Genomic DNA, 17,897 nt, shown 5'->3' with positions numbered 1-17,897 from the left:
CTGCTTACTTGCGGCGGGTGCGGGCAGCTGGCGCCGAGGTTTGCGACGGTGCCGCGCCGCCGTCCACACCGAGACGACCGCCGCCGCCGAGGCCTTGGCCGCGCACCGTCTGCGCCTTGTAGTTGCGCAGCGAACGGACCATCTGGTTGAAGGCGTCCATGAACGCCGCCGCGATCACTTTGCCCTGTGCGGTGTTGGTGTAGCCGCCGATGCCGCCGGCACCGCTGCGGCCACCGAGGCCGCCGAAGCCCGCGAAGTCGGTCTTGGAGGCGCTGCCTTCCGAGGCCGCAACCTGCACGCCCGAGCGGTTGTCGATGAGCGTCAGCAGGGCGCTGGCTTCCTTCGTCTGCAGGCTGGCGCCGACAGCCGCGATGGCGCGGCCACGGCCGCCGCCCACGAGGCCGCCGAGCGCACCGCCGATGCCGCCGGCGTCGTTGTTGCTGAACACGATCTCGGGTGACAGGCCGTAGTCGGAGGCCACCATCTGGCCGCGACCGAAGTTGCTGCCGCCACGCATCTCGCCCGATTGCATCAGCGCGCGCTCGCGTGTCATGGCGTTCATGCCGGCCGCACCGCGCTCCACCACCACGAAGCAGTTCGACTGTTGCACCAGCAGGCGCAGCAGGTTGGCCGTGGGCGGCAGGCGGTATTCACCGGTGAGGATGGTGTACCAGCCGGCGTTGACGTTCTCGATCAGCGAGACCGTGCCCAACGGGGAGTCGCAGCGTTCGAGCTGGCTGCTTTCGCCCGAGGTGGCGCCGCCGGCAGCGCTGCCCGTGGCCGTGGTCTTGGCCGACGGGGCGCCCATCTGCATGTCCATGGTCTGGCAACCGGAGAGCGCGAGAAGGCCCACGAGTGCGCTGGCGAGAGAGAGTTTGGAAAAAGGCATGTCCCTGTCCGTCATCAAATGAAAACAATGCGGCGCCCGACCCATTGGCAGGCGCCGCGCCCGCGCGACGATACGGGCCGCCCGATGGGGCGGCCAGTGTCGAAAGTCATACAGACAGGAACATTTGTGACGTTTGCTGAGGCTGTGTTTACAGTCCCATCTTCATTTGCAGGAGTTTTCAGATGGCCACAAAGAAGAGAAACGTCGTGGGAGAAGCCGCCGTGGAGCTGACCACGCAGCAGGTCGCACAGGCCCTGGCCATTGCCGGGGCGTCGGGCTACAGCGGCAGCGCCGACCCGTCGTTCGTGGGGGCGGTGCTGGTGGCGCTGGCGGTCAACACGAGTTCGGTCAGCGCAACGATCGACAGTGCGAAGAGCAGGGGTCCCGGCGTCGCCGGCGTTCTGCAGCACTGACCGGCCGGCGGGGCGCCGGCCTGAACCGGCGCACTTTCAGGTCGTGTAGTCGCCGCTGGCTTCCGGCTGGAACAGCACGGCGATCACGCGCGCGCTGTGTTCGCCGCCGTCGGGCGTTTTCCAGCGCGCCACCGCACCCGTCTTCTGGCCCAGCAGGCCGATGCCGACGGGCGAAAACACCGAGATGTAGCCCGTGGTCGGGTTCGCGTCGGCGGGATAGCAGATTCTGATTTTCTGCCGCTGTCCGCCGGGCAGGTCTTCAATTTCCACTTGGGTGTACATCGTCACGATGTCCGAGGGCATTTCCCGCGAGGGAAGGATGTCGGCCGTGTCGAGCAGATCGGACAGGGCCGCAGGGAGAGGCGCGTCCGCAAATTTGCTGAGACGGACGTAATCGAGTTCGGTGAGCGTGCGCTCCCCGTGAACAGTTGCAAGCATGAAGCACTCCAGATGAACGCAACCCGCCTTCGAACTGAGGGGGTCGCTACCGCGCGGTGTGGTGCCCGGCGGTCAAGGTGTGCGCATCAAGAAGAAGGTAGCGGACCGCCGGGCTCAGGAATGTGCGGACGTGCGTCGGAGGACCGACGTGGTCGCCGCCGTGACGACGCCCACGCGACGACCGGCCGCTGCCATGGGCAGGGCTGCGCGCGCAGGGTGTAGACGGGGCGAAAGGGAAGCCATAGGGCGCGAGTGTAGGTGATTCTGGCCAGATTGGCCAATTATGGCCCTACTGGTTCGCCGTCGCGCTGCCGCGGAAATCCGCCATCTGCTGGAGAGCATGAACGCAGAGTTGTCGGCGGATCGTCTGGAAATGGATTGCTCGGTGGTCGGGAGCCTGTTTTTTTACTCTGGAAAAGCATCAGCCGCAAATAGCCTGGGTTCTCGCTTTCAAAGAATTGGGTGTGGTGGAGTGGTTGATTTTCTCTCTTCAAATAAATCGACTTGATCGGATTTAAGAATTGAAGAATAAATAATCAATGAGAATTTGAATTTGATTCTTGCGGGAAATAGATCATTCGAAAATTCACACTTCTTGCCAAATGAAAGCGAATCTCCGCAAATGCAGCTGTCAAACCCCTGTCGTACTCAATAGTTTGCGTTTGGAGCGAATTGTTCGGATTGGCATGCAAGTGAAAGGGCTGTCGCCAATTAACTAAAAAAGAGTGAGAGACCATTGATCGGTGTGTGATCAATATTTCTCGTTTTCCGGGCTTCTCACATTTTGACGGTTGTAATGAAAGGCTAATGACGTAAGAATTCGGCACGCAAGAGCTTGTCGAGTCAATGGGTGTCAAGAAAATGAGAAATCATCTGTTTGTGTGTGATGGGCGAATTTCTATTGCGGGCAATTGCGATGTGATTGTTGAATATTGTTAATTAAGGGGTTTTGAATGACAGCATCCACATGGATTGGGCTTCCGGCAACGGCGCGAGGCGACCGGGGCGGGGGTCGTCGGATGGTCCGGGCAGGGTTGGGCCTTCTTGCCGCAGGGGGAGTGGCTGTGGCCCTGGCACAACCTGCGGCATCGGTGAAAGCTCCGCGCGCACCGGCCACCACACAGACCGTGGCTGTGGTGTTGACCCAATCGAAGGTCATCAAGGGGCCGGACGGCAACGAGCAGTTCCAGGACGCGGCGACGATCAAACCGGGCGACGTCATCGAATACAAGGCCACCTACACCAACAACACCGGCAAACCGGTGAAAGGCCTGGTGGCCGATCTGCCGATTCCCGAGGGGCTGGAGTACCTGCCACGCAGCGCCAAGCCGGGTGCCAGCCTCGTGAAAGCCGCCACCAAGACAGCCGTCTTCGAGCCCGAGCCGCTCGTTCGCAAATTGCCCAGCGGCAAGACTGAGCCTGTTCCCTACAACGAATACCGCATGTTGCGCTGGAGCCTGGGCCAATTGCCCGCCAACGGCAGCGCAGCTGTGAGCGCGCGCGCCAAGGTCGAAGCCGTCGCAGCGCCGACGGCAGCACCTGCGCCCACCACGCCGCCCCCGCGCGGCAAGTAAATAAAGGCCGCGCCGCACCTCGCGCGTTGCGCGAGGCGAGGGCGCCAGCCTTTCCCCGATCTCTTGTTTTCGAGTGCCAGTCGGCAGGTACGCGTTCGCCCAGCGAAACGCACCGGCCAGGTTCTTTCGTGTTCCCGTTTCATTGACAACAGAGGAGAAGACTACGTGATTCCCACCCAGCCAACCCGACGCGCCAGCGGCTTCAAGCCGTGCGCGCCCTGGGCAGGCGCCGCTGCATTGACGCTGGGCTTCCTTTTTGGAAGCCCGGCTGCACTGGCCGCTTCGCCGCCCGCCAACGCCGTCATCGGTAACCAGGCTTCCGCCAGTTATGCCGACGCAACCGGCACGACCCAGGTCGCCACCTCCAACCTGGTACAGACCACTGTCCTCCAGGTGGGATCGTTCACGCTCGATAGCGTCAACCAGATCACGAACACCGTCGTCAACACCAAGTCCGGCGCTGCCGGCGCGACGGTCTATGCACCTCACGTGCTGACCAACACCGGCAATGGCGTCGACACCTTCGCCCTCACGGTCAAGGCCGACGCGGGCAAGTTCTCGCGCGTCGAGGTCTTCGCCGACGTCGACGGCAACGGGCTGCCCGACAGCACGACGGCGCTTTGCACAACCACTGCTGCAAGCGTTTGCACGGTAACCCCGGTGCAGAGCGTGCCCGGCAACAACGGCGCCTTCCGCTTCGTCGTGGCCTACACGATCCCGGGCTCGGCCATCGGCACCGGCAATTTCGATGCGGCAACGATCACGGCGATCCCGGGCACCCCGGCGCTGTACGTTGCGCCGAACATTTCGGCAGCCGACAAGGACGAGGTCAAGCTGGCCACCGATGCAGTCTTCAATGTCACGAAGACCATCGGTGCGCCGTCGGTCGCACCACCCGGCGGCGGCGTCTGGCCAACCGCTTCGGCCAGTGGGCCGCGATCGTCCGCTGCTTGCACACCGGTGAGCTGGACCAACGGCCTCGCATCAAGTGCGACGTGCCAGTACACGGTCTATACCCTGACCTTCAACAACACGGGCGGCGCACCCGGCAAGTTCGCGCTGTCCGACGCGTTGCCGGCGGGGCAGACCTATGTCGCGGGTTCCGCGGTGTGGAGCGGAGCGTCCGGTACGGCGCTGGGTGACGGTGCAGCGGGCGATCCGTCTGGCATCGATTTCCAGGTGACTGGCAATACGCTGAATGCCGTGGTGGCTTCGCTGAACCCGAACGTGACGCAAACGCTGAGCTTCGTGGTGCTGGTGAACAGCACCGCGGCGGTCGGCACGTCGACCACGACCAACGTGGCTCGATACGATCCCGCGAACGCGCCGGCAGCTGTCAGCGCGGCAGCGATCGGTACCACGCTCGGTTCGTCCACGAATCCGGCGGCTTACACCGTTCTGGCGCGCTTCGGCATCGTGGTCGGTTCCAACCCGTCCACCTCCGCAACGGCGCTTGATGCCACGGCCGGAACGCCCAACCCCGCTGGTCAAGACCTGACCACGAGGCAATTGGCCGTCGCGGGCGGCAGCGTCCGGTTCCCGCAGATCGTGTTCAACACGGGCGGTGCCACCGATGCAGTGAACCTCTCGATCTCCGACAGCACCTTCCCGGTCGGCACGAGCTTCCAGTTCTTCGCAGCCGACAGCGGTGCACCGCTGCTGGACACGAACGGCGACGGCGTGCCCGACACCGGCCCGATTCCGGCCGGCGGCAGCATCAACATCGTGACCCAGGCGCAACTGCCGCCTGCCACGGTGGGAGGCGCGTACGTGGCCACCGTGCTGGGTCGCTCCGTGAACGACAACACGAAGATCGATGCGACCGCAGACCGCCTCGAGCAAGTGATCGCCACTCTGGTCGACTTGACCAACACCAAGACGGGTACCGGCGCAGCCAGCGTGGCCAACGGTGACCTCGGCGCGGGCCCCAGCCCGTTGCCAACGCAGACCCATGAAACGGGCGCAGGTATCGGCACGATGTTCTCGCTGTGGGTGAAGAACCATGACGCGATCGACGCGACCTACAACTTCGCCGCCAGCCAGACGCCCGGTTTCCCCGGCGCGCTGCCGGCAGGCTGGACGGTCAAGTTCGTGGCGGCTGGCGGCACTTGTGCATCGCCGGCCATCCCGAACGTTGCAGTGATCGCCGGTGGGCAAAACGAGATCGCTGCCTGCGTCACGCCGCCTTCCGCGCAAACTGCCGTCACCGCGGTGAAGATCTACTTCAAGGTGCAATCCACTGCAGTGGCTTCGACCGGCGGAATCGCTTCCGACGTCAAGACCGACGCCGTGACCGTGACCTCGACGGCACTTCAGCTGGGCGCTTCGCTCACGCCGAACAACAACGGCCAGGTCGCACCGGGCGGCACCGTGGTGTATGCCCACACGCTGACGAACATCGGCGCGCAAAGTTGCGGCGCGTACACGTTGACGGCCAACGTGCCCGCAGGTGATGCGACGCAAGGCTGGACCACCTCGATCTACCTCGACGTCAACGGCGACGGCCAGATCGACGCTGGCGACACGCCTGTGAGCGGGCCACTGGCGAGCCTGCCGGTCGGTGCGGCGCAGAAGCTGCTGGTGCGCGTGTTTGCGCCCGGTGGTGTGACCGCAGGTGTCAGCAGCACCACGACGGTGACGGCCACGTTCACCGACGCGGCCCCCAACTGTGGTACGCCGTCGGCGACCGACATCACTGCCGTGATCACCGGCCAGATCCGCGTCCTCAAGACGCAGGCGGCCGATGCGACCTGTGATGGTGTGGCCGACGCCCCGGGCTTCGCGGCAACCTCGCTGCAGCTGAAGCCCGGTCAGTGCATCGTCTACAAGGTCGTTGCCACCAACGAAGGCATCGTGCCGGTGACCAACATCGCCATCAACGATGCATTGCCGGCGTACACCACGTTGAGCGCGAAGCAGCCCGCATTGCAGTGCGAGGCAACCGGCGTGAGCGGTACGGCACTGGCCTTCGTGCCGGGCGCCACTGCCGTGAGCTGCGGCAGTGCGGCCAACACCGTGGCCCCAGGTGGCACGGCCACGCTGACCTTCGCCGTGCAGATCAACCCCTGATCCGGCGCCAGAGCTGCCGGCGGTCCGCAAGGGCCGTCGGCAGCTTCCCGCGAGGCCCGGACCCACACCCGGCGCCTCGCCTGTTTCCCCTGCTGCTTTCGTGCACATCGCTGCATGCAAGCCGAGCCTGGCCGGCCTTCAAGGCAGCAGAGGAAAGAGTTCTTCGAGTGTTTGACGTGTCTTCCGCACCGGACGGCACGACGGAAGGTTCACGGCGTGCAATTTCTTCTTTCTTCTTCGCGTGTCCGGATGCATCGCTGGTGTGCCGGCATGGCGGCCGTGCGCGCCGTGATGATGGCCCTCGGCCTTGCGTTCGTCATGGCGTTCGCACATGCGGTACCCGCGCCCGGTGGTGTCGTGATCCGCAGCATTGCAACGGGCACCTATGTGCCCGCCGGCATGGCGAACAGCGAAACCGCAAGCTCCAACGTCGTGATCGCGAGCATCCTGCCCGTGGAGGTGCTGTCGCTCACACAGGACCAGCGTGTGAACCGCCCACCGGGGACCGTCGCCACGCTGAGCCATCTGCTCACCAACACCGGCAACGTGCCCTCGAGCTATGTCCTGAGCTTCACCAACGACGGCGCCGGCTGCACGGCCGACGGGCTCGACCTGACGGCGTTGCGGGTGGCGCGCGACATCAACCACAATGGCGTCGTCGATATCGGCGATCCGGTGTTGTTGCCCGGTGGCGCTGACACGCTGGCACTGTCGCCTGGGCAGACGGCCGAACTGCTGGTGCAGGGCACCGTTCCCGCAGCGGCCAGCGGCAGCGCCTGCCTGGTGCTCACAGCGACCACGGCGCTGCAGCGCGTCAGCGCGAGCAACCGCGACATCGTCGAGGTCGGCAGCGTCGCCGTGCTCGCCCTCGTCAAGTCCGCCAGCTACACGGGCGCCGTCGTTCCAGGCAGCACGCGCATCGACTTCAGCATCTCGGGCACCAACACCGGCGCGCGTGATGCGCAGCCCGCCGGCACGGCATCGCCCACCGGCACACAGGTGATGGTCAATGGAAGCCCGCGCAGTTTGCTGCTGCTGCGCGACCCCGTGCCTCCCGGTACCCGCTACATCGCGGGCAGCCTGCAAAGCACGGCCGCTGGGGCGATCCCTCTGTTCCGCAAGGTCGGTGCCGCCGACTTCAGCTATCGCACCACCGAAGACGGCGACGTCGCCGAAGTCGCCATCGGCGTGCCCGCGGCATTGCCGCGCAACGCCTCCATCGCCATGCAGTTCGCGGTGCAGGTGAAAGCCGATCACACCGGCGACATCCGCAACACCGCGCACAGCCAGTACAACGACGGCGTCGCGCCCGCCGCGTCGCCGTCCAACACGGTGGTCATCGCATCGAGCCCGGCGCAGGGCCAGAGCCGCATCGGCGTTGCCAAGGCGGCGTCCACTGCGCGCATGAACCGCGGCAGCGACGGCCAGCCCGACGGCACGACCACCGTCACCTTCGACGTCAACGTACGCAACTACGGCACGACGGCGCTCCACGGCGTTCAGGCCGTGGACATTCTCGAAGGCCCGGGCACCGCGCAGTTCGGCACGCGCACCGCCGCGCCGGTGCCGGGCCCCCGCCAATACACCATCGTCCCCGGAACCCTGGCTATCGTCGGCAGTCCGGGCAACGCCGTGGTGGGCACCGTGGCTGCCGTCAACGCCGCGTTCGATGGCACAGCCTCGGCCCAGAACCTGCTCGCACCCGGCGCGGTGTTGCCCGTCGGCGGCCAGCTCACCGTGCGTTTCGATGTGCGCTTCAACGTTGCAGGCCACGCTGGCGTGCTGCACAACACCGTCCGCGCGCAGGGCGCACTCGCCGCTGGCGGTGCGCCTGTTGCGTTCGACGACTCCGTCAACGGCAGCAACCCCGACGCCGACGGCGACGGCAACCCCACCAACGACACCTCGCCCACGCCGGTGTCCCTGCAACGGCCCGAACTCTCGCTTGTGAAGAGCGTCTCGCAGCCCCGTCGCGTGGGGGAGGGCATCTACGAGCTCGACTACCGCTTCAAGGTCGGCAACACCGGCACGGCACCGGCGCCGAACGTGCGGGTGATCGACAACCTGAACTGCACCTTCGACATGGACAAGCCCGACGGCCGCATTGCCGCCTGGGAACTCACGGGGCCACCCAAGGTGCGCCGCGGCATCCTGCAGATCGCGCCCGGTTTCACGGGGCGTGCGGCCTGCGACCGCGAAACCGCCGACAGCGCCGATCCGTTCAAACTGCCCACCCAGGCCGTGCTTGGCCTTACCGATGGCAGCCGGGCGCTGGCACCCGGCCAGAGCGAAGAGATCGAACTCACCGTGCGCATCACCCGCAAGCCGTCTGGCAGCGGTGCGCGCGTGCCGTTCACCAACAAGGCCTGGGCCGCCGCCTTCGAGCAGAACACCGGCAATGCCGCGCCAGCCACGCTCGTCGTTGCGAGCGCCAGCAGCGTGTCGTCGATGCTGGCCGACCCGCAGGGCGTGGTCTACAACGCCGTCTCCCGCCAGCCCGTGGCCGGTGCCGTCGTCACCTTCACCCGCCAGGCGTGCACCGACGGGGCCGTCAAGCCCATGGCGCTGGCCGAGGTGTTCGGCGGCGACAGCGGCATCTACCGCGCGAACCCCAACGGCAGCCTGTCGATGACGACCGGCGCTGACGGCGGCTATCAGTTTTACTTTCTCTCGCCGCCGGTCACCGGCAGCTGCACCTACGCATTGAGCGTGGCGCCGCCTGCAGGCAGCGCCTATGCCTCGCCGTCGCAGCTGATCCGCGCCACCCCCGGCACCTTTGAGCGCTGCGGCGCCGTCGTTTCCCACGCGGTCTCGCCGCAGGGCGCGGAAGCCACGACGCACCACTTCTCGCTCAAGGCCGGCTTCGACGCGTCGGGCGCGGCCTGCGACGTGGTGAACAACCACATTCCCCTCGACCCGGGCAACGTGCTCGGGCTCGTGCTGCGCAAGGAAGGCAGCAAGCGGCAGGTCGAGTTCGGCGACTTCCTCGATTACGCGCTCGTCGTCACCAACAAGACCGGCTTTCCTGTCACGGGCCTGAGCCTCTCCGATCAACTGCCGCCGGGCTTTGCCTACGTGGCTGGCAGCGCGCGGCTCAATGGCGCGCCCACGGCGAATCCTGTGGGCGGTGCGGGCCCCAAGCTGAGCTTCGACCAACCGGGCCTCGTGCTTGCCGTCGACCAGTCGGCCTCGGTGCGCTATCGCGTGCGCGTCGGTGTCGGTGCGCCGACGAATGGCGACGCCATCAACCGCGCGCGTGCCAATTCGGGCCCCATGCAATCGAACCTCGCGCAATGGACCGTGCGCGTGACCGGCGGCGTGTTCTCCGACGACGCGTTCCTCTTCGGCAAGGTCTACATGGACTGCCGTCGCGACGGCCGCCAGCAGGGCAGCGACGAAATCGGTGTGCCCGGCGTGCGGCTGTACATGGAAGACGGCACCCACGTCATCACCGACGTCGAAGGCAAGTGGAGCCTGTACGGCCTCAAGCCCGTCACACACGTGCTGCGCGTCGATCCGATCACGCTGCCCGCTGGCGCGAAGCTCGAAGCGCTCGACAACCGCAACGCCGGGCGTCCCGACAGCCGCTTTGTCGATCTCAAGAAGGGCGAATTCCACAAGGCCAACTTCGTCATTGCCAACTGCGATGCGCCGGGCGTGATCAACGACGTCATCGCGCGGCGCGAGGCGATCGCCGCCGTGCCCGACACCGAGGCCGAAGCCCAGGTGCGTATGCGCCTGGACCCCGAAGGCCTCGTCGCTCCCGTGGGCGACCGGCGGTCGCTGCCCGCCAGCGGTGAAGTGCGCGGAGGCGCAAGCACCGGCACCGCGCAGACCAGTTCGGCGCCGCTGATCGCCATGCCCGCCGCATCGGCGTCGGTCAGCAGCTTTGTCGGCGGTGCCTCGGGCGGGCAGGGCAGCACGCTCGGCGCGGCGACCGGCGGCGGTGTCGCAGCGGATGGCGCATCTCCCGCGGGCAAGGGCACCGTGCTGTTCAAGGTGACCGTGAACTGAGCAGGCGCCCACCGGGAGAAATGCCACAGCCGTCCGAAACCCTCATCCTTTTTCTGCCCCCTTCGTGGGGCACCGGCCAAAGCGAAGGGGGCCGATCGAAGAACCCTTCGCGGCAGGGGTTGCCGTGGTCTCGGCAACCCGAACCTGGACGGTGAAATCGATGAAAAAAATTGATTCGATCGAGCGTGCTGCTGCGCCTCGGGACATGCTTGTGTGCATATCCGCACACCTTCGTGGCGCAAACCGGCGGGTCCGTGAGCTTCGACATCGTCCGCCAAGTCGCCTCGCCCGTGATCGACGGTTGGAGTGCAAAGATCTTTGCCGACGCGGGTTGCACCGGCGCAGTGCAACCCGGCGCCGCCGTGCTCTACCCGCCGGCGGTGCCGACAACGGTGACTGCCGGCAAGAACGTCTGCGTGGTGCTGCAGCTCTTCGTGCCGGGGCATGCGCTGGACGGCTACCGCAACGATGCCTCGGTGCAGGCGAACTTCACCTTCACGAATGCGCTGCCCGGACTCACCGCGAGTTATGTGGTGCACGACACCACGACCGTGTCGGCCGTGGCGCTGGAACTGAAGAAAGAAGTGCGCAACGTGTCGAAGGGCGGCCCCTTCGGGCTCAGCAACGATGCCAGGTCGGGCGAGACGCTGGAGTACCGCATCACGTACACCAACAACGGCGCGACGCCGATCAGCGGGCTGACGGTGAACGATGCGACGCCGGTCTACACGAGCTTTGCCGGCTCGCAGGAAGACACGACGCCGGCGACGCTGACCGCATGCACGAAGCGCACGCCCGCCAACCCCGCACCGGCGCCTGCAGTGGCCTGCATCACGACGCAGTCCGCGGGCGGGGCCGGGCCGATGGACTGGAAATTCGTCGGGCAACTCGCGCCCGGCGGCACGGGCGCTGTGCGTTTCAAGGTGACGGTGAACTGACGGTCTGCAGCACGGGCGGCGCGCAGGAACGCGCGTTACGCATCGATCAGATCAGCAGCGGCCCTTCTTGGCCTGGCCGGGCGGGCAGTGACCGCCGCCGCGGTGATCGTCGTCATGGTCGTAGCGGTCGCCGCGGTCATGGTGGTGGCGATCGCTGCGGCGCTCTTCACGGCGCTCGGCGCGGCGCCAGTCGCCTTCACGCCAACGCCAGCCGCCGTCGGCGCGGACCCAGCCACCCGGGGCGTAGGCGTAATCGGGGCGGGCCGCCACGTAGTAGCCCGGGCGCCATGCGTAGGCGCGATCGTTCCATTGCCAATGGCCGGGCACCCAGACCTGGCCGCCGCGCGGCCGCGGCGCGGGTTCGTAGCGCGGCGCGGGCGGTGCGACCTGGATCAGGCCGGGCACGTTGATGTTGACCGAGACCTGTGCCACGGCGGGCAAGGTGGCGGCGGCCACGGCGGCGGCCAGAAGAATTCTTGTGAGTTTCATCGTGATGCCCTTTGGTTGTTATGAGTGACTGAACCCGAACAACGCCCGACCGGCGGATCGCGTGCACGGGGTTGTCCTGGGCGGGGCCGCAGAAGTTGTTAACAAAGGGAGTTTTGCACGCAGAGCGGGGGTGTCCGTGTCGGACAGGCCCGCGTGCCGCGAAACGGCGGCCGATGTGTGGCGCAGAAAGCGAAAAGGCCCGTTACCTTGTGAGTAACGGGCCTTCAGCAAATGGTGGCTCCTCGACCTGGGCTCGAACCAGGGACCTACGGATTAACAGTCCGGCGCTCTACCAACTGAGCTATCGAGGAACAAGCCTTCAATTATATTCAATGAATTCGCCGTTCTGAGACGACGGCGATCATTTTTGATGGGTGAAGCGCGCAGGGCGATTGATTTTTTTCGCGCCCTTCACGTCTTCGCCCCCGCGTGCTTCGTTCGCGTGGGGCGCCACAAATGAAAAGGCCCGCTACCTTGTGAGTAGCGGGCCATTCAGAGGCCTTGCGGCTTTGTTCTGGCTCCTCGACCTGGGCTCGAACCAGGGACCTACGGATTAACAGTCCGGCGCTCTACCAACTGAGCTATCGAGGAACAAGCCTTAGATTATAGCGTGGTTTTTTGGGCTTCCAAAACACCGAGGCGCCGACGCAACGAATTCGTGGCGACGAGGCCGCGACGACGACGAAAGCGCCTCGCTCATCACATCGCAATGCTCACGCCCAGCCGCAGCGTGCGCGGCGCGCCCGGGAACAGGTAGACGTGGCTGAACTGGTAGGGCGATTCCTTCCAGTAGCGGCGGTCGAACAGGTTGTCGACGGCCAGCGTCCAGCTCGTGGCCATGCCGGCCAGCTTGGTGTCGTAGCGCAGCACCGCATCCAGGCGCGTCCACGACGGCAACCGGATCGAGCCGTCGGGCAGCACGTTGCGGCGGCCTTCGTACGACAGCTGTCCCGCGAGTTCGAGGCCCGGCACCGACGCGAAGCGGTAGCCGGCCTGCGCGCGCAGCACCTGCTTGGGCACGTTGGTGGGCGCCTGTCCGTTGAGCTCAGGCGCGGTCGTGCTGCCGCGGCGCTTGGCGTCGATGAGTGCGACGCTGCCGCCCACGCGCCAGGGGCCGCCGGTCCATTGCGCGCCGGCCTCGAGGCCGCGATGCATTGCGCGGCCATCGTTGCGCACCGTGCAGAACTCGCCGCACAGGTCGAGGTTGGTCATGGGGCGCGAGATGTCGAACCACGCGACCTGCCAGTTGAATGCCGCGTCGCCGCCCTTCAGGCCGAGTTCCCACTGGCGCGATTGCAGCGCGGGCAGCGCCTCGCCCGCGTTCGCGTACTGCGAGCTCTTGTTCGGCACGACCTGCGACTCGACACCCTTGCCCCAGCTCGCATAGGCGAGCAGCCCGGGCTGGATCGTGTAGCTGGCGGCGATCCACGGCGTGGTGATGCTGTCGCTGTAGCCGGTGGGGCGCGAACCGTCGGTGCGGATGCTGTCGCGCGACAGCCGCGTGTGCCGCGCGCCGACCCAGGTCGTGAAGCGGTCGTTCCAGCGGATGGCGTCCTGCGCCGACAGCTCGGTCGAGCGCTCGTTGCGGTTGGTGTTCGCGTCGGTCAGCCGCGGGTCGGCCGGCGTCATCGCGGTCGCCCAGATGTTGCCGGTGCCGACGTAGTTGTAGGCCTGGTCCTGGAAGCGGTTGCGCACGCGGCTTTGCAGCAGGCCGAAGCCCAGCTCGTGCCGCACGCTGCCCGTCATCACGTTGCCCTTGAGGTTCAGGCTGCCCGCGGTCTGCGTGCGGCGTTCGTTCTCGCTGCGGAAGTCGTACACGTCGAAGGTGCCGTCGGAGCAGTAGCGGTCGTAGTTGAACTCCGCGCCGCAACCGAAGGCGTAGGCCAGCCGGTCGTCGGTCTTCAGACGCTGCTGGCCGATCTGCGCGCTCCAGCGCCAGTCGGCATTCAGCGCCTGGCTGAAGCGCACCGTGCCGGTCAGCGCCTTGAACACCGAGGGCTGCGACCACGGCTGGTTGTTCAGGTTGATGCGCGGGTCGACCGGCGCGGGCAGCGTGTTGCCCAGCAGGCTGTAGCCGTTCTGGCTCGGCTGGGTCTTGTGGCTTTGCTCGATCTCGAATTCGAGCACCGAGTCGCGCGTGATGCGCCAGTCGGCTGCGAGCGAGAACAGGTTGCGGTTGCCGTCGAGGTTGTGCGTGAGCGGGTTGAGCTTTTCGGCGGCCATGTTGAGCCGGTAGCCGAACTGGCGGTTCTCGCCGAAGCGGCCGCCGAAGTCGAGCGCGCCGAGCACGCTGCCGCGGCTCGTGGTTTCGAGGCGGACGGTGCGCAGGTCTTGTTCGGTCGGGCGCTTGACCACGTAGTTGACGAGCCCGCCCGGTGCGCTGGTGCCGGCCTGGATGCCGCTGGTGCCGCGCAGGATCTCGATGCGCTCCTTGTTGTCTAGCGGAATCGCCGTCTCGGCGCTGATCGGCAGGCCTTCGCGCCGATAGTTGAAGCGGTTGTCGAGCACGAAGCCGCGCACCGTGAGGTAGTCCCAGTAGCCGGCCGAGTTGTAGGCGTCGGTGACCGAGGCGTCGAACTGCGTCAGGTCTGCGAGGCGGCGTGCGCCGCTGCTGCGCAACTGCTGGCTGTCGATGATCGTGGCCGACAGCGGCAGCTCGCGCAGCGGCACGTCGCCGAAGCCGCTGATGTCGGCCTGCGGCGCGGCGGCGCCGTCGTTCACGGTGACCTCGGGCAGTGCCTGCGATGGCGATTGCGCATGCGCGCCGCAGGCACCGAAAGTGAGAAGGGCGGCGGTGAGCGCGCGCGAAAGCGGGGAGTGCGAGAAAAGTCGAGCGTTCATTCTGTGCGTTCAGGGGAAACCGGGGCGGCGTGCATTGCCGCCATCCATTGCATTGCCATGGCCTCGGGGTCGTCGGCGGCGACCAGCGCGCGCACCACGGCGACCGAGCCGACGCCGGTGGCGAGCACCTCGGGCAGCCGCACGGCATCGACGCCGCCGATGCCCACCTGCGGGTAGCCGCGCAGCAGGCGCGCATAAGCCGCGAGCCGCGCCACGCCCTGCGGCGCGGTCGCCATCCGCTTGAGCGTGGTCGGGTAGATGGCGCCCATCGCGATGTAGCTCGGGCTCACCGCGTCGGCGCGCACCATCTCGGCGTAGCCATGGGTGCTCACGCCGAGCCGCAGGCCCGAAGCGCGCAGCTGCTGCAGTTCATCGGGCGACAGCGCGTCGAGGTCTTCCTGCCCAAGGTGGATGCCGTAGGCGCCGGCCGCGATGGCGAGCTGCCAGTGGTCGTTGATGAAGAGCAGCGCACCCGTGCCGCGCACCGCGTCGACGGCAGCCCGCACTTCGCGTGCGACGGCGGCTGCGTCGTCCGACTTGAAGCGCAGCTGCACGGTCGGCACGCCGGCGCGCGCCATGCGGCCGACCCAGGCGGCATCGGGCAGCACGGCGTAGAGGCCGAGCCGTTCGGGGCAGGGCGGAAACGCGTCGGTGCGCGCGGTCGGCGGAAACGGGCCCATACCGAAATCGACCGGCGCATCGGGCCATGCCGACGCGTCGAACTGGCTGAGCCGTGCGGTCTGCGCGCGCCACGCGTGAGCGAGGCATTCGGCGTCGATCTCGATGAAGCCGAGCGCGGTGCAGGCCTGCTTCGCGCCGCGGTAGACGGCGTCGTCCGACGAAAAGTGCGGTGCGCCGCTCACGGGCGTGGACGTGGCAGCACCGAAGCGCAGGCCGTGGGCCGCGACGATGGCTTGCGCCACGGCGCGGGCGTTGGAGGTGTCGACGGTGCTCATCGTGTTCACGGTGCGTGGTGCCAGAAGGGTGTGCCGAGCACGGGCGTGCTGGGCTGTGCGGCGTCCTGCGCGGCCATCGCACCGGCGCGGTAGGCCGTGCGGCCGGCCTGCACGGCGTCGGCAAAGGCGCCGGCCATCGCGACCGGCTCTTGCGCGAGCGCGACGGCGGTGTTGAGCAGCACGCCGTCGTAGCCCCACTCCATCACCTGGCATGCGTGCGAGGGCAGGCCGAGGCCCGCGTCGACCAGCATCGGCACCTTCAGGCGCTCGCGCAGCAGGCGCAGCGCGTACGGATTGACCGGCCCGCGTCCGGTGCCGATGGGTGCGGCCCAGGGCATCACGGCCTGGCAACCGACATCGACGAGGCGCTGGCACAGCACCAGGTCTTCGGTGCAGTACGGCAGCACGTGGAAGCCATCGCGGATCAACTGCGATGCCGCGTCGACGAGGTTCAGCGTGTCGGGCTGCAGCGTGTAGTCGTCGCCGATGAGTTCGAGCTTGATCCACGGCGTGTCGAACAGCTCGCGCGCCATCTGTGCGGTGGCGACCACCTCTTGCACGCTGTGGCAGCCGGCGGTGTTGGGCAGCACCGGCACGCCCAGCTTGCGCAGCAGCTCCCAGAAGCCGTTGCCGAGGTCGCTGTTGCCGGAGCCCTGGTTGGCGGTCTGGCGGCGCAGCGAAGCAGTCAGCATCGCGGGTTGGGCACGCTGCACAGCCGCTTCAAGCACGTCGGGCGACGGGTAGCGCGCGGTGCCCAGCAGCAGGCGGCTGTGGAAGGTCTGGCCGTAGAGGACCAGCGGATCGGGATTGGTCATGGTTGTCGTCTCCATCGTCTTGTCTCTGGTGCGTTCGTTCAGCCGCCGGTCACCGGGCGGATCACCTCGACGCGGTCGTCAGCGTGCAGCGGGTGCGTGGCATAGGCCGAGCGCGGCACGAACTCGCGGTTCACCGCCACCGCGAAAGGCGGTACGGCCTGCAGCACGGCCAGCGCGTCGGCGAGCAGCGCGCCCTTGGGCAGCGTGCAGGGCTTGTCGTTGATCAGGATGTTCATCGTCGATGTCGTTGTTCTCGTCATGCGTCGGGCACGTCCAGGCCGAAGCCGCGCGCGAGCGTGGAACGGCCTTGCACCAGCAACTCCATCGCCGCGTCGAGCAGTGCGGGCGCGATCATGAAACCGTGGCGGTACAGGCCGTTGATCTGCAGCACACGCGGTTGCGGCTGACGGATGGCCGGCAGGTTGTCGGGCAGGGTGGGGCGGCATTGCGTCGCGATCTCGACGATGCGCGCCTCGGCAAATCCGCTGTGCACCGCGTAGGCCGCGCTCAGCAGCTCGAGCGTGGAGCGCACGCTGGCGGGCGACATGTCGTCCGACTCGATCTCGGTTGCGCCGATCACGAACAGGTGGTCGGGCTTGGGCGCGATGTACAGCGGGTAGCGCGGATGCACGAGCCGCGTGGGGCGCTGCAGCGTGACCTCGGGCGCATGCACGCGGATCACCTCACCGCGCACACCGCGCAGTGCGTTCCATTGCGGCTTGGCACCGAGGCCGCGGCAGTCGATCACCCAGTCGGGTTGGCCTGCCGTGCCGGGCGAAAAGTCGGAAGGCGCACGCGGCGACTGCCAGTGCAACGTCACGCGCGCATCGGCTTCCAGCGTGGCGCGCAGCGACGCCAGCAGCGCGCGGTTGTCGAGCTGGCCTTCGCCCGGCAGGTACAGGCCCCGGGCGAAGCGCGTGCCCAGCGAGGGTTCGAGCGCGGCGATGGCGGCGGGCGTGTCGAGCGCCTGCATCGGTGCAAGCTCGGGCACCTGCGCGCCGGTGCGCGCCAGCACGCCCGCGAGCCGTGCGGCCTCGGCGGCGTCCTGCCGGTGCCACAGCACCAGCGTGCCTTCGCGCTGGAAGAACACGGGTTGCGCCAGCGGTGCCAGCAGCTCGGGCCAGCGTGACAGCGCGTGCTGGCCCATGCGCACGACCGACACCGGCGCCACGGCCGATTCGGCCAGCGGTGCGAGCATGGCCGCGGCCACGCGTGCGGCTGCGCCTTCGGCTTCGGGGCTGCCGGCTTCGTACAGCGCGACCTTGCAGCCCGCCTGTGCGAGCGTGACCGCCATCAGTCGACCCATGAGGCCTGCGCCGAGGATGGCCGCCGATTGAAATGGCACGCTCATGGTCTTGCTCCTTCCCCCACTGGGGGAAGGCTGGGATGGGGGCGGGCAGAGCGCCCGATGGACACGCCGCGTGCCCCCACCCCGCCCCTTCCCCGGAAGGGGCGGGAGAA

13 protein-coding genes and 2 tRNA genes are annotated in these 17,897 nt (G+C 67.2%); 5 read left to right on the top strand and 10 right to left on the bottom strand.

Annotated elements, in window-relative coordinates:
• Positions 1-4: 4 nt before the first annotated feature.
• A complete protein-coding gene (locus IG196_RS16110) occupies positions 5-889 on the bottom strand; it encodes a CsgG/HfaB family protein (RefSeq protein WP_192191924.1) in 885 nt (294 codons plus the stop codon).
• Positions 890-1,071: 182 nt separating this feature from the next.
• Between IG196_RS16110 and IG196_RS16105 the strand changes: the two genes are divergently transcribed.
• A complete protein-coding gene (locus tag IG196_RS16105; RefSeq protein WP_070060895.1) occupies positions 1,072-1,302 on the top strand; it encodes a hypothetical protein in 231 nt (76 codons plus the stop codon).
• Between the two features lie 36 nt (positions 1,303-1,338).
• Here IG196_RS16105 and IG196_RS16100 read toward each other — a convergent pair whose 3' ends face one another.
• On the bottom strand, positions 1,339-1,740 hold the full coding sequence (locus IG196_RS16100; protein WP_101491828.1) for a GreA/GreB family elongation factor: 402 nt from the start codon (positions 1,738-1,740) through the stop codon (positions 1,339-1,341).
• A 1,091-nt stretch (positions 1,741-2,831) separates the two neighbouring features.
• Between IG196_RS16100 and IG196_RS16095 the strand changes: the two genes are divergently transcribed.
• From IG196_RS16095 to IG196_RS16080, 4 genes are all read left to right on the top strand, one after another.
• Positions 2,832-3,314: a hypothetical protein gene (locus IG196_RS16095; RefSeq protein ID WP_225616675.1), complete on the top strand. Its 483-nt coding sequence runs from the start codon at positions 2,832-2,834 to the stop codon at positions 3,312-3,314.
• A gap of 165 nt (positions 3,315-3,479) precedes the next feature.
• On the top strand, positions 3,480-6,383 hold the full coding sequence (locus tag IG196_RS16090; protein ID WP_192191923.1) for a DUF11 domain-containing protein: 2,904 nt from the start codon (positions 3,480-3,482) through the stop codon (positions 6,381-6,383).
• Positions 6,384-6,632: 249 nt separating this feature from the next.
• On the top strand, positions 6,633-10,397 hold the full coding sequence (locus tag IG196_RS16085) for a DUF11 domain-containing protein (protein ID WP_192191922.1): 3,765 nt from the start codon (positions 6,633-6,635) through the stop codon (positions 10,395-10,397).
• Between the two features lie 254 nt (positions 10,398-10,651).
• Complete coding sequence (locus tag IG196_RS16080) at positions 10,652-11,335, top strand: hypothetical protein (protein WP_225616674.1); 684 nt, start codon at positions 10,652-10,654, stop codon at positions 11,333-11,335.
• 51 nt (positions 11,336-11,386) lie between these two features.
• On the opposite strand, the gene IG196_RS16075 is transcribed toward IG196_RS16080, so the two are convergent.
• The 8 genes from IG196_RS16075 to IG196_RS16040 all read right to left on the bottom strand — a co-directional run bounded on the left by IG196_RS16075 (position 11,387) and on the right by IG196_RS16040 (position 17,787).
• A complete protein-coding gene (locus tag IG196_RS16075; protein WP_101491823.1) occupies positions 11,387-11,824 on the bottom strand; it encodes a YXWGXW repeat-containing protein in 438 nt (145 codons plus the stop codon).
• Between the two features lie 235 nt (positions 11,825-12,059).
• A tRNA-Asn gene (locus IG196_RS16070) sits at positions 12,060-12,135 on the bottom strand.
• 204 nt (positions 12,136-12,339) lie between these two features.
• Positions 12,340-12,415, bottom strand: a tRNA-Asn gene (locus tag IG196_RS16065).
• A 108-nt stretch (positions 12,416-12,523) separates the two neighbouring features.
• Positions 12,524-14,665 (bottom strand): TonB-dependent siderophore receptor, encoded by a 2,142-nt coding sequence (locus IG196_RS16060; RefSeq protein WP_192191920.1) that lies wholly within the window; start codon positions 14,663-14,665, stop codon positions 12,524-12,526.
• Positions 14,662-15,621 (bottom strand): thiamine phosphate synthase, encoded by a 960-nt coding sequence (thiE, locus tag IG196_RS16055; protein WP_192191919.1) that lies wholly within the window; start codon positions 15,619-15,621, stop codon positions 14,662-14,664. The genes IG196_RS16060 and thiE overlap by 4 nt, the downstream gene beginning before the upstream one ends.
• Before the next feature lie 5 nt (positions 15,622-15,626).
• Positions 15,627-16,436 carry a thiazole synthase gene (locus IG196_RS16050; protein WP_192191918.1) on the bottom strand — a complete coding sequence of 270 codons (810 nt, stop codon included), beginning with the start codon at positions 16,434-16,436 and terminating at the stop codon, positions 15,627-15,629.
• 38 nt (positions 16,437-16,474) lie between these two features.
• Positions 16,475-16,672, bottom strand: coding sequence for a sulfur carrier protein ThiS (thiS, locus tag IG196_RS16045; RefSeq protein WP_192191917.1), 198 nt, complete (start codon positions 16,670-16,672; stop codon positions 16,475-16,477).
• 20 nt (positions 16,673-16,692) lie between these two features.
• On the bottom strand, positions 16,693-17,787 hold the full coding sequence (locus IG196_RS16040) for an FAD-dependent oxidoreductase (RefSeq protein WP_192191916.1): 1,095 nt from the start codon (positions 17,785-17,787) through the stop codon (positions 16,693-16,695).
• Positions 17,788-17,897: the final 110 nt, after the last annotated feature.

Source organism: Variovorax sp. 38R (assembly GCF_014843395.1).
Taxonomy (GTDB): domain Bacteria; phylum Pseudomonadota; class Gammaproteobacteria; order Burkholderiales; family Burkholderiaceae_C; genus Variovorax; species Variovorax paradoxus_H.
Note: the sequence above shows the minus strand (reverse complement) of the source record. Positions and strands in the feature narration are given on the sequence as shown.

Coding starts and splice junctions, on each gene's coding strand:
- IG196_RS16075 (WP_101491823.1), bottom strand. CDS start 11,824: ATGAAACTCACAAGAATTCTTCTGGCCGCCGCCGTGGCCGCCGCCACC.
- IG196_RS16100 (WP_101491828.1), bottom strand. CDS start 1,740: ATGCTTGCAACTGTTCACGGGGAGCGCACGCTCACCGAACTCGATTAC.
- thiE (WP_192191919.1), bottom strand. CDS start 15,621: ATGAGCACCGTCGACACCTCCAACGCCCGCGCCGTGGCGCAAGCCATC.
- thiS (WP_192191917.1), bottom strand. CDS start 16,672: ATGAACATCCTGATCAACGACAAGCCCTGCACGCTGCCCAAGGGCGCG.
- IG196_RS16050 (WP_192191918.1), bottom strand. CDS start 16,436: ATGACCAATCCCGATCCGCTGGTCCTCTACGGCCAGACCTTCCACAGC.
- IG196_RS16060 (WP_192191920.1), bottom strand. CDS start 14,665: ATGAACGCTCGACTTTTCTCGCACTCCCCGCTTTCGCGCGCGCTCACC.
- IG196_RS16105 (WP_070060895.1), top strand. CDS start 1,072: ATGGCCACAAAGAAGAGAAACGTCGTGGGAGAAGCCGCCGTGGAGCTG.
- IG196_RS16110 (WP_192191924.1), bottom strand. CDS start 889: ATGCCTTTTTCCAAACTCTCTCTCGCCAGCGCACTCGTGGGCCTTCTC.
- IG196_RS16085 (WP_192191922.1), top strand. CDS start 6,633: ATGCATCGCTGGTGTGCCGGCATGGCGGCCGTGCGCGCCGTGATGATG.
- IG196_RS16040 (WP_192191916.1), bottom strand. CDS start 17,787: ATGAGCGTGCCATTTCAATCGGCGGCCATCCTCGGCGCAGGCCTCATG.